This window comes from Candidatus Moraniibacteriota bacterium (genome assembly GCA_016699385.1).
In the GTDB taxonomy this organism is placed as follows: Bacteria; Patescibacteriota; Minisyncoccia; order Moranbacterales; family UBA1568.
This window is the reverse complement of the sequence record CP064974.1, coordinates 1,093,542-1,111,322: the sequence shown is the minus strand read 5'-3', so window position 1 is coordinate 1,111,322 and position 17,781 is coordinate 1,093,542. Positions and strand designations below refer to the sequence as shown.

Annotated in this window: 12 protein-coding genes and 1 pseudogene; all 13 read right to left on the bottom strand. The window is 52.0% G+C overall.

The genetic code is table 11. The features are described 5' to 3' along the window. Positions 1-970: 970 nt before the first annotated feature. The 13 genes and pseudogenes from IPJ67_05400 to IPJ67_05340 all read right to left on the bottom strand — a co-directional run bounded on the left by IPJ67_05400 (position 971) and on the right by IPJ67_05340 (position 17,735). A complete protein-coding gene (locus IPJ67_05400) occupies positions 971-1,153 on the bottom strand; it encodes a hypothetical protein (protein QQR77528.1) in 183 nt (60 codons plus the stop codon). A gap of 181 nt (positions 1,154-1,334) precedes the next feature. Further along, positions 1,335-1,583 carry a Fic family protein gene (locus tag IPJ67_05395; GenBank protein QQR77527.1) on the bottom strand — a complete coding sequence of 83 codons (249 nt, stop codon included), beginning with the start codon at positions 1,581-1,583 and terminating at the stop codon, positions 1,335-1,337. A gap of 868 nt (positions 1,584-2,451) precedes the next feature. Beyond that, positions 2,452-3,633, bottom strand: coding sequence for a LamG domain-containing protein (locus IPJ67_05390; GenBank protein QQR78047.1), 1,182 nt, complete (start codon positions 3,631-3,633; stop codon positions 2,452-2,454). Further along, positions 3,616-3,939 (bottom strand): annotated as a pseudogene (locus IPJ67_05385) (fibronectin type III domain-containing protein). Before IPJ67_05385 ends, IPJ67_05390 begins: the two are co-directional and overlap by 18 nt. Positions 3,940-5,606: 1,667 nt before the next feature. Further along, the gene (locus IPJ67_05380; protein ID QQR77526.1) at positions 5,607-6,857 is read right to left on the bottom strand and encodes a LamG domain-containing protein; all 1,251 of its coding nucleotides are present in this window, start codon (positions 6,855-6,857) and stop codon (positions 5,607-5,609) included. Positions 6,858-7,409: 552 nt separating this feature from the next. Further along, the gene (locus tag IPJ67_05375) at positions 7,410-7,802 is read right to left on the bottom strand and encodes a hypothetical protein (GenBank protein QQR77525.1); all 393 of its coding nucleotides are present in this window, start codon (positions 7,800-7,802) and stop codon (positions 7,410-7,412) included. Positions 7,803-7,839: 37 nt separating this feature from the next. Beyond that, positions 7,840-8,631 carry a LamG domain-containing protein gene (locus tag IPJ67_05370; GenBank protein ID QQR77524.1) on the bottom strand — a complete coding sequence of 264 codons (792 nt, stop codon included), beginning with the start codon at positions 8,629-8,631 and terminating at the stop codon, positions 7,840-7,842. A gap of 89 nt (positions 8,632-8,720) precedes the next feature. Beyond that, a complete protein-coding gene (locus IPJ67_05365) occupies positions 8,721-10,091 on the bottom strand; it encodes a fibronectin type III domain-containing protein (protein QQR77523.1) in 1,371 nt (456 codons plus the stop codon). Positions 10,092-10,251: 160 nt separating this feature from the next. Then, positions 10,252-11,466, bottom strand: coding sequence for a fibronectin type III domain-containing protein (locus IPJ67_05360; protein QQR77522.1), 1,215 nt, complete (start codon positions 11,464-11,466; stop codon positions 10,252-10,254). A 46-nt stretch (positions 11,467-11,512) separates the two neighbouring features. Continuing rightward, on the bottom strand, positions 11,513-12,385 hold the full coding sequence (locus IPJ67_05355; GenBank protein ID QQR77521.1) for a hypothetical protein: 873 nt from the start codon (positions 12,383-12,385) through the stop codon (positions 11,513-11,515). An 87-nt stretch (positions 12,386-12,472) separates the two neighbouring features. Beyond that, positions 12,473-13,963 (bottom strand): LamG domain-containing protein, encoded by a 1,491-nt coding sequence (locus IPJ67_05350; protein QQR77520.1) that lies wholly within the window; start codon positions 13,961-13,963, stop codon positions 12,473-12,475. A gap of 207 nt (positions 13,964-14,170) precedes the next feature. After that, entirely contained in the window at positions 14,171-16,009 is a 1,839-nt protein-coding gene (gene recQ, locus IPJ67_05345) for a DNA helicase RecQ (protein ID QQR77519.1), read from the bottom strand. Positions 16,010-16,091: 82 nt separating this feature from the next. After that, complete coding sequence (locus tag IPJ67_05340; GenBank protein ID QQR77518.1) at positions 16,092-17,735, bottom strand: arginine--tRNA ligase; 1,644 nt, start codon at positions 17,733-17,735, stop codon at positions 16,092-16,094. Positions 17,736-17,781: the final 46 nt, after the last annotated feature.

Genomic DNA, 17,781 nt, shown 5'->3' with positions numbered 1-17,781 from the left:
AGACAATAAAAGAAACCTCGAAAACTAAAAATATTTGGAACTGCTCCCATGACTATCTTGAAATACAACTGGACAAACCTAATGCGCGTGCTCTTGCTCTCAAGTGTCGCCATCTTGAGAAATACGAGCGTCAGAATGGAGAACACCGCCGCCTGCACCAGACCCACAAAGAGAATGGAAAAGAAACGGAAGCGGCACAAAATACGGCACAAGATTGAGCACAACGATGAGAAGTACTTCCCCGGCAAAAATATTTCCAAAGAGATGAAATGAGAACGAAATAAATACGCGTCGCTCTCCCCATCAATTCCAAAAGTCCTGTATGAAAGTCCTAACACCATAAGGTTTCTGAAAAGGACTCACGAGGAACTTGCTCTCGCATATTTTGCAACACCAATCGTCGTGCAATACCGATAAACTGCACCAAGAAAAACACTTACCAGAGAAAGAGCAAGTGTCATACAAGATCCGCAGAAGCGCTTCGCAAAACGGAATCCTGCCCTGTGTCCCGCGCGAAGTCCCACCCGTGCCAAGTCCCGGTACCAACTCAATCCAATTTGAGAACAGCACAAAAAAGGAAAAATCGTCGCCACAATTGGAAAGAACTTCCGTGCCAAATCTATCATTTCCGGCAACATCTACTTCACAAGAGACTCCAGAGCATCTCCAAACACCGCCTCGACACCTGACTGCAATTTCCCCTACAAGCGTGAGTTTCTTAAAGAAAAAGCACTGAGAAAATGATGAGCGCACCGCTGATAATGAGTGCTTCCCTTCAATGGTATTGGTCACTGGAAACTTCTAAAGATGGAAGAGCGTTTCCGCTGCAATGGGAGATATTCCATAACACAACAAAATTTCTGCCAAAAAGCAGATGAAATAAAAAAACCTTTCCCTTTACTCACAGTATCCTCGGAAACAAGAAGAAAGTCAATGTGATATGTGATGGGCGTAATCCATCACCCTCACTCTACAACCCCGCCCCTGCACCTGCCAATAGAAGTTTGAACACGTTGTATCCTTGACACCTACACTTCCATCCACCACCTTGGATACTGCAGGTCATCCTGACAAAGTAGGCAGGGTCTATGGCAATTTCCGCTGCAGTCGAGATATCGGTATCGGTAATGGAAGTAGTGATACTTCTTGGCAATTTATTTCTTCATTGAGGTAATTTGAGTACAGGTGCCGGTAAACTGATGCCAGTCAGCAATACCGGGGTCATAGTAGTAGCTTTGGTGTAGATGATTCGGGTGGTGTCGCCGATACTAACGATCGCTTGCTATTCGGTCAACTCCTTCATTTTTTTTCCGCCAGCTTCAGCAAAGCAGCTTTTACCATTTCTTCCAGCGGGAGAGGTTGCGCCGAATCCGCCGCTTCGAAGCGCTCTCAATATATGCCTTTCTCCCTGATTTGTTCCCACTCTTAAGCCTGATTGGGGGAAAATCGAGCGAGAGGAGAATGATATTGTTAAGCAATCGACCGATGCGTCCGTTGTAATCCAAGAACGGATGCATCCAGAGAAATCGGTGATGCGCCCACGCGAGAAGGGCGACAAGCCCGTCTATAAAAGTATCGTTCAACTTTCAACAAACTCTCCATCCTCACGTGAACATCTTCTTTGTGAAACTTCTCATCCATGAGTCCGGGAACGAGGTAATTTCGGAAGTATGGTGAGAAACAGAGACATCGATTGTTCGAAAATTTGCCACCGGCGTTTGGGGGAATATCCATCCGAAACCTTCGTGGTTCGCTTCTTGCCAGAATTGAAGCGTGGGCATATCCGCTCCCTCCTCGCTTTTCTTCCCAACAAAATCCTACGCCCGTTTGATTCCTTCCACTTCGAGGGGAATCAGTTTGGAACGCGTGAGAATTCCAAAGGCCGTTTGCTTGTAGCTGGTTTCACCGAGATGACGCATGCGTTTTTGGTTCTCAATTTCGGGAAAACCGCATTGACCGTTTCATTGAGAGTTCTGGGTTTTCACTCTTCGTAGTTCGATAGACCATTTTCTTTTCAAACGCGCAAAATAGCTCCGACGGAGTGCACTCTAGTCGGAGAGATTTTGAAAAATCCTGAATGGGCAAGTATGCATCGTGTGGTCATGCTTAAATCCAACAACAAAACGAGTGAACGGTCAATTTCTTTATTCCCATATTCGTATTGCGAAGAAGACGTGCTTCGTAACAGACAAAAAAACAAGACATGGGGCGATTACCTGGAAGGTCGCCCGTACGTAATCCTCTCCATCCTTTAATCAAGCAAATCATGATTCCAAGGCCCCACCAACGAATGCAGGCTCGTTTCCGTTCCCCGGATGCGTATCTGTTCCCGTTTGGTAGGGGCGATTCTTCGTAATCGCCCCGTACCAGTACCCGTAATATGCGGAACGAAAAACGGAATGGGCGCGGATACAAATGCGCAAATGGGAATACAATACGGGAACAGGGCGATTACCGGAATCGCCCGTACGCAATTCCCTCAACTTGAATTTTCACTTTTAACTTTGAACTCTCACTGTCCCGCCCTTGAATCTGCCACGAGAAATTCGTACAACTCGTGTCCCGACATCCGCATTTCCACCCACCTCCCTGCACACTGCAGGTCATCCCGACCAGGTAGGTGGGTGAGCCCGTCCCGGAAGTGGAGACATTGGCATCCGTGATCGTCGCGGAGACCCGGAGCCTTGGCACCACTCGCCGTTGAGCGCTCCCGTGCAGGTGCCGGAATATTGTCGCCAGGCGCTTCCTATTGCATCGTACCGGTAGCCTTTGGTGTAGACGATGCGGGTCGTGTCGCCGGTTATGCCGGTCGTGAGTGATCGTGTCGGTATCGGCGCTGTTACAGGTCGCATTGACAAGCGGGGTGTTACTCGTGAAGGGATCGAAAGGCGCGCCGTAACTGTTGTAAGCGGCATCGGAAAAGTTCGCGGTCGTCACCGTGTTGCAGGCGACCGTACCGCCTCCTCCCGAAGTAAGCGCCGTATTCATATCGGTTTGGATTTCTGATTGCGTGAGCGCCTTGTTGTAGATGCGGACATCGTCTATCGTACCGTCAAAGGAGTTGGAGCCTTCGGGATTTGCTCCGATTGAAATGTTGGCGGTGTTTTGATCGATGGTGCCGGTTTTGGCTTGGCTTCCGACTTCGAGTCCGTCTTTGTAGAGTGTCATCGTGCTTCCGTCATAGACCGCGGCGACATGGAGTCCGACATTTGTTTGAGAGTGCCGCTCGTTGCAACGAGGGGTTGTGGTTGTGCCACCGGTTTTGAGGCGGAAGCGGAGGAGACTATTGGAATCGGAGAGCATCCAGGTATGACCCTGTTCGGTACTGTCGGTTGCTTTGGAGAGGATGCGGACATCGTCCGTCTTCCAGTCGTCCGCCCGTACCCAGGCGCTTAGGGTGATGGCGCTTCCGGGAATGTTCCAGTTTCCAATACCGACAGAGCTGCTCGTTCCGTTAAAGTCGAGAGCGTTTCCGTATTTGCCGCTCGTCGACCAAGTTGTATTGGAGAGAGTACCGGCGTGGTTGTGACCGGAGATGTCTTGGGTGGTGGTGCCGGTACCTTCGGCAAAGTTGTAGCCCGCCTGGAGATACTGGGAGACGGGAGGCGCAACGGGCGTGGTCGCGGAAGCAATATTCGAATAGGGGGAGAGGTTGTTGGCGGCGTCGGTTGCGAGGACTCGGTAACGGTAGGTCGTCGTTCCCGTAAGACCGGCGTCGGAGTAGGAGTTGGTCGTTGGAGTGGCGATTTGGGTGAAGGTGGTGCAGGAAGTTCCGGAGCAGCGTTCGACGGTGTAATTGGTGACGGCGACATTGTCTGTGCTTGCCGTCCAGGCGAGGTTGATGCTGGAGGATGAGACGACGGAGGTTTGGAGATTACTCGGAGCTGTGGGCGCTTGCGTATCAGGAGCTTGGTGGTGGCGCCGACCACATTGGACCAGCCGGAGAGATTCCCGGCGGCATCGGTCGCGCGGACGTGATAGTTGTAAAAGGTGTTTGGCGTGAGGCCGGAGTCGACGAAGGGAGAGGTGGTCGGAGTGCCGACTTGGGTGAAGGTGGAACAGCCTGTTCCTTGGCAGCGTTCGACGACGTAATTGGAAATACCTGACGTGGTTTGTCCTGCGACTGTCGGATCGGTCGAGGCGGTCCAGGAGACGGTGATGCTCGATTGGCTCGTGGCGTTTGCGGCGAGGCCGGTGGGAGAAGTGGGAGACGTGGTGTCGGGGGTACTAGAGCCGGAGGTGTACTCGTAGGCGCCGATGTCCCAGGTGCCGTCGGCACCGCGGGTATTGCTCAATAAATCCGCGTTGTAGGGTGAACCCAGAGAATAACCCGCCGCCGTAGCTCCAGACAGGCGGAAATCTCCTCCTGAGTAGTTGACGAACGGAGAAATATTACTGTGAATGTTATTTGACGATGACGAGCAACTATAGGCAACCGATCTGGCAGTATCGTATGACAGATTGTTTCCGGCATACGCTACCCGAACCTCGGACCAAGACAGCGAGATTCCCTTCCTTAAAACCCGCCAGGTATTATTGTAGATTTCCACTCCCGGAACATTGTCGTTTGATCCACCGATAACAATGATAGCATCTTGCATAGATGCACTATTGGTTACCCATAAAACATTTCCGTAGATTTTCGAATTAGCCCAGCATGCCGAGTTTTCGTAACCATCAAAAAGGGCAATTGTCCCGGTACAAGCACCAGCTGTGGGATCAGCAGGATTCCCCTGACAGGAATCCTTGAAGATATTATGCCGAATGGAAAAATTGCTCATACAAATTTGACCGCGGATCGCTTCCTTTGACCATCCATTTACGATATAGCTGTACTCGATCAACCCGCCCCGTACTCCATTCATATGATAGGTTGTGATTGTGTCGTGCACATAGTTGTGAGACATCGTCCAATTCTGACAATATTCATCAAAACCGCCTATATAAAATGCTGCGTCCACGCCGCCTGTCGGCGGGTTTCCCGTGGGCGTGCCCCCTGCGTTCACATACTGCATTGTCAGATTAGATGCGCACACTCCCGGCGAGAATGACGTGTTCGCCGAGAACGTTGATACGCGGAAACCGTACGCACCACCATCAGCCCAATTACTTTCATTCCGCGTTGCACCATCAATAATCCAGTAGTCACTCGCAAAAATAAATGACCCAAATACCGCCTGCCCGTCGCAATAAGCCGAACTGTACCCAGTCTCCGTCCCATGATCGCTCGCAGTGCATTTCTTAATCGTGATCGGCGTTGTGCCGCTGGCGTTGTCGTCGAAGGTGTAGCTGCCGTAACTCCCATCCGCGATATAGTAGGTATCGCCGCGGGTCAGATCGCTCGGCAATGTCGCATACGCGTTCGTCCAATCGCTCCCGTTCCCAGAAGCACCCTGGCGCACATATTTGTTTGCCGCTTCGGCGCTTGAAGAAATACCGATGAACAAAAAAAGGGCAGTGACCGAAAAGAAGACTGATCGGAGCATTCTCTTCTTGACCGATATTTTGAGGGGTAGCATAGGATGACGGCTAGAAAATTATTTTTTACAAATGAACGCTTGAATGGATTGAATGAGGTATCTATGCTTCTCGTTCCATCTATCGCCCTACCGCCCGAGAGTATAGAGATTCATTACTTCCGTTGCCGAGAGGACACGATTGTAGAGGCGGACATCGTCGAGTTTCCCATCAAAAGCACGCGCAATGGGCCATCCTGCATCAACTCCAATATGGAAACCCGATCCGGAATCGTCTCTCCGACTTCCGATGCCATTGTCGCCGGATGACTGAGTGACATTTTGTCCGTTCTTGTATATGACGACGCTCGTCGCTGCGGATGATCCGGTCCATGTCACCGCGATATGATTCCAGATACCGAAATCTGAACTCGTCAGAGAATTATCAAGGGACTGCATTGCAAGATCTGTCGCTCCATCATAATCAACACCAAATACGACAAAATTATATATTCCGTCCACTCTCACGAGAAATCCTTCCAAAGGCGTGCAACAATCGGAACCTTTGTTGATAACATTTCCCTGGCTATTCTGGCCAAACGAATCCAAATTCATCCAAAATGAAATCGTGAGAGCGCTCAAATTGGCAAGCGACGACCCCGACCCGGCATACACATAATCCCCATCCCCATCAAAACTCATCCCCTGGCCCAATTTCCCCTTCACCGGTACCGCTCCCGTTATCGTCCCATTGTTCCCGAAGCTACTCCTGTCTATTGCGGTACTCCCCTGAATATCCGGACCATCAAACGTCCAGTGCCCAACCAAGGAGGTGTCGACGGGTTGGGCGGGGCTCGTGGTATTGTAGAGCTTCTTTACTTCGTCAGCAGAGAGAGCGTAGCCATAGACGCGGATATCATCGAGCTTGCCATCAAAAGGAACTCCGGCGTCGGATTCGGCTCCGATACGGAAGGCATTGGCGTTCGAGAGGTCTCCTATACTACTGGTAGAGGTTTCTGTGCTTCCATTGAGTCCTCCGTCGATATAGACAGAGGCACCACGACTATCATCCCAGACGGCAGTGAAGTGATGCCAACCGGTTGATGTGAATGTTGTGGTAGAGTCTGCTTCGTAGGTATAGGTACCATCAGAAATTTCGAAGTTGACCGTATCGGTAGAGGCATCTATCCAGACGACATAGCCGGCATTGGTAGCTTGGTCGGTTTTCTTGGCGACGATGGTGTGGTCGGCGGTGAAAGTGTCTCGATTGAACCAGCCTGTGAGGGAGAAGTCGGCTCCATTGGCAAAGTCGAGGACACCGCTTGCGGATCGGCGACGGAGAGGTATTGTCCGCTTCCGGAGAAGTCGAGGGCAGAGGGACCGATGTTTCCGGTCACCCAACCGGGAGAGCCAGTCATGGCGAGGGTGTTTGCATTTCCACTACTGTCGGTCGCATTGGTGCCGGAGCCGTCATCGAGTTTCCAGTAGCCGCGGAGGGATTGGGAGAGGGGGTCTTCGACAGGAGCGTTCACCGTCGCCACGCCGGCAGTGGAGAGCTGGTAGACTTCCGCTTGGGTGAGCGCGCGGGAGTAGATGCGAACATCGTCGATCACCCCCTTAACATCAAAGATGGGCGAAGGGGTGCAGTTTCGTGTGCCCATCGAAAAATCCGCACTCGAGACAATGGTAGCGGAAAGCGTATCCATGTCAGTCGTGCCCGTATCATCCGCGCCATCGACGTACAGAGTGACCCCCGAAGCGCTCGAGGAACCGTCATACGTCACAGCGATATGGTGCCATGTTTCATCGGCGATATCGGAAAGTCCATTCACGGTGATGCCATTGGAACCGGAATCGCTGTTTCGAATATTCGCTTTCCATGAAGCGGTCGAAGCATAGATGTCGTATCCTCGCTGATCGGGGTAGGACCCATCTTTCCGATTATTGAACCGTCTACATCCGAGTCTGTCGCGAGATGAACCCATGCCGAAAGCGAAAATGGGTCGGTACGTTCGAATGCAAGGACATCGCCCATGCAAACATAATCCCCACCCCCATCAAACCCCATCCCTGACCCAGTTTCCCCAAGGCTGGCACTGCTCCCGTGATCGTCCCGTCATTTCCTCCGGTTCCCCGATCCGTTACCGTCGTCCCGGAGATATCGAGGGCATCAAATGTCCAATGCCCGACGAGTCCGGTCGTGAGCGTATTGATTGTTGTTTCGGGCGCATTCACCGTCGTCCCGGCTTTTGATTCATTCTGCCCTTGGTGTTTCCAGTAGAACCCCGCCCCCACAGCAAGAAAAAGCGCAATGATTGTCCAAGAAAAGAGTCGGATAGAAAACATAGGTTGGAAAGATAATTGGGACGCAAAATCTTCGTTTCTACATCCCCGCCCCCTGCACCTGCCACGAGAAATTCGCGCACGTCGTATCTCTACACCCACACTTCCACCCACCTCCCTGCACACTGCAGGTCATCCCGACCAGGTAGGTGGGTGAGCCCGTCCCGGAAGTGGAGACATTGGCATCCGTGATCGTCGCGGAGACGGAGCCTTGGCACCACTCGCCATTGAGCGCTCCCGTGCAGGTGCCGGTGTATTGTCGCCAGGCGCTTCCTATTGCATCGTACCAGTAGCCTTTGGTGTAGACGATTCTCGCGGTGTCTCCCGTTACTCCGGTCGTGAACGTGATGGTATGCGTGTCGGCGCTGGTGCACAGTGCATTCATCAGATTCGTACTCGTTTGAAACGCATCGAAAGGCGCGCCGTAACTGTTGTAAGCGGCATCGGAGAAGTTCGCGGTCGTCACGGTGTTGCAAACTTGGGTTCCGCTTCCTCCTTGGGTGAGCGGGGTATTCATATCGGTTTGGATTTCTTGTTGCGTGAGCGCCTTGTTGTAGATGCGGACATCGTCTATCGTACCGTCAAAGGAGTTGGAGCCTTCGGGATTTGCTCCGATTGAAATGTTGGCGGTGTTTTGATCGATGGTGCCGGTTTTGGCTTGGCTTCCGACTTCGAGTCCGTCTTTGTAGAGTGTCATCGTGCTTCCGTCATAGACCGCGGCGACATGAGTCCAGACATTTGTTTGGAGAGTGCCGCTCGTTGCAACGAGGGTTGTGGTTGTGCCACCGGTTTTGAGGCGGAAGCGGAGGAGACTATTGGAATCGGAGAGCATCCAGGTATGTCCCTGTTCGGTACTGTCGGTTGCTTTGGAGAGGATGCGGACATCGTCCGTCTTCCAGTCGTCCGCCCGTACCCAGGCGCTTAGGGTGATGGCGCTTCCGGGAATGTTCCAGTTTCCAATACCGACAGAGCTGCTCGTTCCGTTAAAGTCGAGAGCGTTTCCGTATTTGCCGCTCGTCGACCAGGTGGTATTGGAGAGAGTACCGGTGTGATTGTGACCGGAGATGTCTTGGGTCGTGGTGCCGGTGCCTTCGGCAAAGTTGTAGCCCGCCTGGAGATACTGGGAGACGGGAGGTGTCTCGGGGTCGTGGCGGAAGCAATATTTGAGTAGGGGGAAGTGTTGTTGGCGGCATCGGTTGCGAGGACTCGGTAGCGGTAGGTCGTCGTTCCCGTAAGACCGGCGTCGGAGTAGGAGTTGGTCGTTGGAGTGGCGATTTGGGTGAAGGTGGTGCAGGAAGTTCCGGAGCAGCGTTCGACGGTGTAATTGGTGACGGCGACATTGTCTGTGCTTGCCGTCCAGGCGAGGTTGATGCTGGAGGATGAGACGACGGAGGTTTGGAGATTACTCGGAGCTGTGGGCGCTTGCGTATCAGGAGCTTGTGTGGTGGCGCCGACCACATTGCTCCAGCCGGAGAGATTCCCGGCGGCATCGGTCGCGCGGACGTGATAGTTGTAAAAGGTGTTTGGCGTGAGGCCGGAGTCGACGAAGGGAGAGGTGGTCGGAGTGCCGACTTGGGTGAAGGTGGAACAACCGGAGCCTTGGCAGCGCTCGACGATGTAATTGGAAATACCTGAGGTGGTCTGTCCCGCGACTATCGGATCGGTTGAGGCGGTCCAGGAGACGGTGATGCTCGATTGGCTCGTGGCGTTTGCGGCGAGGCCGGTGGGAGACGTGGGAGAAGTGGTGTCGGGGGTACTAGAGCCGGAGGTGTACTCGTAGGCGCCGATGTCCCAGGTGCCGTCGGCACCGCGGGTGCTGCCCAATAAATCCGCGTTGTAGGGTGAACCCAGAGAATAACCCGCCGCCGTGGTACCGGACAATCGCAAATCGCCACCCGGATAATTAACAAACGGATTGCTAGTAGCTAGGATATTATTGCTAGAAGTATTCGCGGAACAACCACTGGTCTTGGTATCATACCAGAGATTATTGCGACAGACATTGCCTGTGCCACCGTTTAAGTGGATGCTCGAATTATAACCAACCTTAATTCCTGCAATAGTATTGTCGTATGCAACGGAATTATTAGTAACCGGCCCAGGACCAACCGTATCTCCAATCATCACAACAGCGTCTGTATTGAGATAAGTGTCTTGCCCTGTCTTGTAGAAGACATTACCATAGATTTGCCACGCATCCATTGAGTTGGCATTTCCATCCCAAGCAGCAATTTCACCAGTACAAGCATAGCCCTCTTGCGGATTGTGACATGAATCCTCAAAATATTCCATCGAACAATCGCATCCTTGCAATGCACTTGCCCCCTTATTGCTTCCTTGGACCAACCTTTGTAAAAATAGCTTTTCTCAACAAGAAGCCCTTCGCCGCCAGCGCACTGCAACTCCAGCGTGTTCTGAATAAGTACCCGAGAGATCGACCAATTTTGGCAGGCTAGCGCACCGCCCCAAACCCGCCTAGATAAAAAGATCTCGACCCGGTGTATGTGGCATAAGTAGTCCCCGTATTGCCGACGTGCAAATAGCTGAACGACAGATTATCCGCCGAGCATTCACCTGATGGGGAATGTCCTCCATCGAGCCGAGACGCCCGAACTTCAGTCGCTCTAATGCCATAAGCCCCGGCGTCCTTCCAGTTACTTTCATTTCGCGTGGCGCCGTCGATGACATAATAAGGACGAGTGAAATACAGACCGCCAAATACCGCCTGCCCGTCGCAATAGTCCGCACTGTATCCCGTCCCCGTCCCGTGATCGCTCGCAATGCATTTCTTGATTGTAATCGGTGTCGTACCGCTCGCGTCGTCGTCGAAGGTGTAGCTGCCGTAACTCCCATCCGCGATATAGTAGGTTGCCCCGCGCACCAGAGTCGACGGAAGCGAATCACAGGCATTCGTCCAGTCGGTACAGGTTGAGGATGTGCCTCCGTCACGGATGTAATAATTGACTCCGCCCGACTGCGTGGTGGCACCGACCACATTGGACCAGCCGGAGAGATTCCCGGCGGCATCGGTCGCGCGGACGTGATAGTTGTAAAAGGTGTTTGGCGTGAGGCCGGAGTCGACGAAGGGAGAGGTGGTCGGAGTGCCGACTTGGGTGAAGGTGGAACAACCGGAGCCTTGGCAGCGCTCGACGATGTAATTGGAAATACCTGAGGTGGTCTGTCCCGCGACTATCGGATCGGTCGAGGCGGTCCAGGAGACGGTGATGCTCGATTGGCTCGTGGCGTTTGCGGCGAGGCCGGTGGGAGAAGTGGGAGAAGTGGTGTCGGGGGTACTAGAGCCGGAGGTGTACTCGTAGGCGCCGATGTCCCAGGTGCCGTCGGCACCGCGGGTATTGCTCAATAAATCCGCGTTGTAGGGTGAACCCAGAGAATAACCCGCCGCCGTAGCTCCAGACAGGCGGAAATCTCCTCCTGAGTAGTTGACGAACGGGGAAATATTACTGTGAATGTTATTTGACGATGACGAGCAACTATAGGCAACCGATCTGGCAGTATCGTATGACAGATTGTTTCGGCATACGCTACCCGAACCTCGGACCAAGACAGCGAGATTCCCTTCCTTAAAACCCGCCAGGGTATTATTGTAGATTTCCACTCCCGGAACATTGTCGTTTGATCCACCGATAACAATGATAGCATCTTGCATAGATGCACTATTGATTACCCATAAAACATTTCCGTAGATTTTCGAATTAGCCCAGCATGCCGAGTTTTCGTAAACCATCAAAAAGGGCAATTGTCCCAGTACAAGCACCAGCTGTGGGATCAGCAGGATTCCCCTGACAGGAATCCTTGAAGATATTATGCCGAATGGAAAAATTGCTCATACAAATTTGACCGCGGATCGCTTCCTTTGACCATCCATTTACGATATAGCTGTACTCGATCAACCCGCCCCGTACTCCATTCATATGATAGGTTGTGATTGTGTCGTGCACATAGTTGTGAGACATCGTCCAATTCTGACAATATTCATCAAAACCGCCTATATAAAATGCTGCGTCCACGCCGCCTGTCGGCGGGTTTCCCGTGGGCGTGCCCCCTGCGTTCACATACTGCATTGTCAGATTAGATGCGCACACTCCCGGCGAGAATGACGTGTTCGCCGAGAACGTTGATACGCGGAAACCGTACGCACCACCATCAGCCCAATTACTTTCATTCCGCGTTGCACCATCAATAATCCAGTAGTCACTCGCAAAAATAAATGACCCAAATACCGCCTGCCCGTCGCAATAAGCCGAACTGTACCCCGTCTCCGTCCCATGATCGCTCGCAGTGCATTTCTTGATAGTGATCGGCGTTGTACCGCTGGCGTTGTCGTCGAAGGTGTAGCTGCCGTAACTCCCATCCGCGATGTAGTAGGTATCGCCGCGGGTCAGATCGCTCGGCAATGTCGCATACGCGTTCGCCCAATCGCTCCCACTCCCAGAAGCACCCTGGCGCACATATTTGTTTGCCGCTTCGGCGCTTGAAGAAATACCGACGAACAGAAAAAGGGCAGTGACCGAAAAGAAAACTGATCGGAACATTCTCTTCTTGACCGATATTTTGAGGGGTAGCATAGGATGACGGCTAGAAAATTATTTTTTACAAATGAACGCTTGAATGGATTGAATGAGGTATCTATGCTTCTCGTTCCATCTATCACCCTACCGCCCGAGAGTATAGAGGTTCACTACTTCCGTCGCCGAGAGGACGCGGTTATAGAGGCGTATATCGTCGAGGGAGCCGTCAATTCCATTTCCTTCGTAGTTTGGGGCGGCGCCAATTGTAACTGGATAGCCGCTATCATCAGCACGGCTCCCTATTCCGTCATCCCAATTGCTTGTTGTCAAAGCGACTCCGTTTTTGTAGAAGGTCATACCCGATGTTGACTGGCTCCCTGTCCAAGTGACTGCCACATGCGTCCATACTCCGAAGTCACTGCTAGTGAAACTATTGTCCGGTGTACTCGCGTTCAAATTCGTTCCGCCATCGTATTGTACTTCGAGGGCAAACATTTTGTAGTACGAATGGAATGATGTTATCCATCCGACTGACGCGCCGCAACAATTCAAATCTTTCGAGAGGACATAGTTCTTTAAGGTCGGGAAGGATTCAATGCGCACCCAGAAAGCTATGGTCATGGCAGGCAGATTATCGAGAGAACTCCCCGACCCGGCATCGATTGAGGTAGACGCCGTCCCATCAAACCCCATCCCCTGGCCCAATTTCCCGATCGTCGGTACCGCTCCCGTTATCGTTCCATTATTCCCAAAACTTGACCGATCGATCGCGGTCGTCCCCGCAATATCCGGTCCGTCAAAGGTCCAGTGCCCGACGAGCCCTGTGTCGACCGGCTGTGCCGGCGCGGTCGTTTGGTAGAGCTTCAAGACATCGCTTGCGCTCAGGGCGGAGCCATAGACGCGAATATCGTCGAGCTTCCCGTCAAAGGGAACGCCCGCATCTGATTCCGCGCCGATACGGAAGGCATTGGTATTGGCGAGACTGCCGATACTTGCGGTTGATGTGGTCGTGCTACTGTTGAGACCGCCATCTATATAGAGATACATGCCGTTCGAGTCATCCCAGACGGCGGCAAAGTTGTGCCAACCGGTCGCGCTGAAGTCGGTAGAGGAAGCGACGCTGTAGGTATCGGTTCCATCGGCGATCTCGAAGTTGAGGTAATCGGTTCCTCCATTGTTATCTATCCATAGCACATAGCCGGCATTGGTCGTTTGATCTGTTTTCTTGGCGACGATCGTGTGATCGGCGGTGAAAGTGTCTCGGTTGAACCAGCCGGTGATGGAGAAGTCGGCGCCATCGGCAAAGTCGAGGACACCGCTTGCGGGATCGGCGACGGAGAGGTATTGTCCCGAGCCGGAGAAGTCGAGAGCGTATGGACCGATATTCCCCGTCGTCCAACTCGGGGAGCCGGTCATGGCGAGGGTGTTCGTGTTTCCGCTACTGTCGGTCGCGTTGGTGCCGGAGCCGTCATCGAGTTTCCAGTAGCCGCGGAGGGATTGGGAGAGCGAGCTCTCGACAGAACCATTGAGCTGCATGCTGGCTTTGGATTCGAAATCGTAGTTGAGTCCGACGACAACAAGCAGCACGGCGGCGATGCCGCCCCACTGGAGGAAATGTGTGAGGGAGAGTTTCATAGAGGGGGTTTTGATATCACCATTGTATCATCACACGCGCATCTTCTGAAACAACTCGCCCTCCGCAGAATACGAGAAAATACTTTGCTTGAAACGATAGAGCGGAAGCCATGTCATTCCGAGCGAAGTTGAGAAATCTCAACTTTTCCAAAAGTGCGTCTCTCTATCGCGCTGAGACCCCTGTCTCTCGGCAAACAGACTTCTGCGTCACCTTATCTTTCGGCGAGAACGAACCGAAATTTTCTCCGACATTTTTGATGACAGTCCGTGTTCTCGACAATAGGTAGCGACAACACTGAGGAAGGCTTTGCCATATCGCCGCGTCTTCACTTCTCCGAAGCCAGAGATTCGCGCAAGCTCGGATATGTCCGATGGAAGAAATGTGGCAAGCTCGAGAAGTGTCGCATCGGAGAAGATAATGTAGGGCGGCACGTTTTCTTTCTGCGCATAGTCCGTACGAAGCGCTTTGAGTTGATCGAGAAGTGTCGCTTCGTGAGCAGGAATGACTACCTCTACTTCCTTTTTGACTTCCACTGAAGCGGTCAGCATTACCCGTGTCTCACCACGAAGTACAGCAGCGCTCTTCTCTGTCAGTGAAAGTGTCGGGTATGGTTCGCCCACTTGCTTCAGGAATCCCAATGCGATGAGATCCTTGGCATAGCGAAACCACGCTTCCCGAGAAGTGTCTGTGCCCGCGCCAAAAGTTTTTATGGCACGATGCTCGGGGCGAATCTTCTCGGATTTCGATCCGCGAAGCACGTCTATAGTATAGCCAAGACCAAATCGCTCATGGAGACGAAAGACTGCCGAAAGCAATTTCTGCGCAATAAGCGTGCCATCAAATGTCGTCCGTTCGGAGAGACACACATCACAGGCATCGCATGATTCTGGAAAAACTTCACCGAAATAGCGCAAGATGAGATGTCGTCGACACACATTTGCCTCGCAGAGGTCTGCCAGCTGTTTGAGCTTGCGGAGCATAACGACCGATTGCTCTTCATTCCCATCAACGAGTGCAAACCGTGCGAGCTTCTGCACATCTGCCGGCGAATAGAAGAGGAGCGCTTCACTCTGAAGACCATCCCGGCCAGCACGCCCCGTCTCCTGATAGTAGCTCTCGATATTCTTGGGGAGATCCATATGGACAACAAATCGCACATTGGACTTGTTGATTCCCATACCAAAAGCAATCGTCGCAACAATAATCTTGGTCTCATCGCGGAGAAATCGACCCTGATGTTTGTCTCGTACACTCGCATCGAGCCCTGCATGATAGGATAGCGCCGAGAATCCTGCTTCAGTAAGTCGCCTTGCCACACTGTCAGCAGATTTCCGTGACAGCGTATAGACAATACCGGAATCATTGCGGCGCGTTGCAAGATAGCGAATCAATCGCTCAAAACTCTTTGCTTTCGGTTCGATAGTATAGTGGATATTTGGACGGTCAAAGCTCGATTTGAAAAAGAGCGGTGAGTGGAGCGCGAGTCGTTCGACAATATCCTGACTCGTCAAATCGTCCGCCGTTGCCGTGAGCGCGACCGTCGGCGTCGCAGAGAAGAATTTCTTGAGGTCGGAAAGGAAGCGATACTCCGGACGAAAATCATGTCCCCATGCCGAGATACAGTGCGCCTCATCAACCGCAAAAAGTGACACGCCCACTTCTTGCAAGAACGGAACAAGGGATGACGCGCCAAAAAGTCGCTCGGGCGCAATATACAAGAGCTTCGTCTTCCTGCGCACAAGAGAGGCGAGCACCCGATCCTGCTCTTCGGGCGAGAGCGACGAATTGAGATATTCCGCCGCAACACCAGCCACCCGAAGTGCATCCACTTGATCCTTCATCAGCGCGATGAGTGGCGAAATAACCACAGTGACATTTGGCAAAAGAAGCGCTGGAATCTGATAGCAAAGCGACTTCCCACCGCCCGTCGGCATGAGCACAAAGGCATCTCTCCCAGCGAGCACTGCTTCGATAATCGCCTCCTGATGAGAGCGAAACGAATCAAACCCAAACTGCGTTTTCAAAATATGAAGCGGGGTGGACATAGAAAGAAAAGAAAAACTGACACTTTGGTCAGCATAACAAAGCGCCAAGCACTGTCAAAGAACGCGCCACAAGAAAATTGCCTCACATCCTCTCTGGCACAGAGACACCAATCAATCGAAGCGTCTCCGCGAGCACATTCTTGGTCGCACCGACAAGCGCGAGACGTGATCGTGTCACGGGCATATTCCCGGAATCAAGAACCGTACATTCGTTGTAAAACGAGTGGAAAAGATCGGCGAGACGAATCGCATACTGAGGAAGCTGGTGCACAGTAGACGTTTCAACGGCAGAGCAAAGCACTTCTGAAAACTTCGCCAAGTGTCGCACCAAAAGAATCTCTTTCGAATTCTGAAGGTGTATTTCTTCTTGATTGACAGAGAATTCTTGCATATTCATACCAAGTTCTTCTTCGGCTTTCCGGAAAATACTCGCCATACGCGCATGAGCATACTGTACATAGAAGACCGGGTTCTTCTGACTTCGCTCTTCGGCAAGTCCCATATCGAAATTCATGTGTGTATCAGGGGAATACATGAGAAAGAAGAATCGCACCACATCAACATCAATCCGATTGAGCAATTCATCTACCGTCACGATATTCCCAGCGCGCTTGGACATGCGGACTTCCTGACCATTCTTTACCAAGCGTACCAATTGAACCAGTGTAAACGTCACTCGATCCCGGGCAAAGCCAAGTGCCTCCGCCGCCGCGTGAAACCTCGCCACATACCCATGGTGATCAGCACCCCAGACCTCGCTGATTCGGTCAAAGCCACGTTCCTTTTTGTGGAGAAGATACCCACAGTCCGACGCAAAATAGGTCCTTTCTCCATTTGCTTTTATGAGTACTCGGTCTTTATCATCACCATACTGCGTCGTCCGAAGCCAAAGAGCGCCTTGCTCTTCATGGGTCAGTCCCTCCTCTTTGAGAAACGAGATTGCCCGATCGACATATCCTGCCTCGACGATATCGTTTTTTTCAGAGATAAAATCGTCAAACGATATTCCCATTCGCTCCGAAACGGTTTTCTGAATGTATTCTTCCAGAACAATCCGCCCTGCCCACGCTCCAACAACTCGCGGATCGGTCGTACTCGAAGTTCCCGACTGTCGCGCCCATCTCTTCCCAAGATCATCGATATACTCACCACCATATACCGCTTCAGTATCTTTAAGGACACTATGCCCAAGCTTCGCAACCTGCTCCCCGGCATCATTCACATAATATTCAGTTGAAACGTCATAGCCGCACTTCTTCAGAATTCGCGAGAGCGTATCACCAAAGAATCCTCCGCGAGCATTCCCCATATGGAGCGGTCCGGTCGGGTTGGCAGAGATGAATTCCAGAAGAATCTTGCCATGATCATTGCGCTCTTGTGCGCCATATTCATTCTTCTTGGCGCATATTTCCGCTACAATTCCCGCAAGCATCTCCGGAGTGGCCGAAAAATTGATATACCCCGGAGCAACAACTTCAATAGTAAATTGTCTCAAGCGATTATCCTTGGACAACTGCTCTTCAAGACGGTGAGCTATATCAAGTGGCGATTGCTTCAAATGCCTCGCAAGCGAAAGAGCAATGTTCGATGTATAGTCTCCATGCGAGTCATCTTTTGGGAATGTCACATCGAAAGAAGGTTCCCCTTCACACGAAAGAGTCTTCCCTCCTTCATCGAAAAGTGATTGGAATGCGTCTTTGAGTGCTGATTGCAAGAGTTCTTTCATATTTCCCATCCTAGCGGAGAGCACGAGAAAAGTGAAGAGCTCTAAG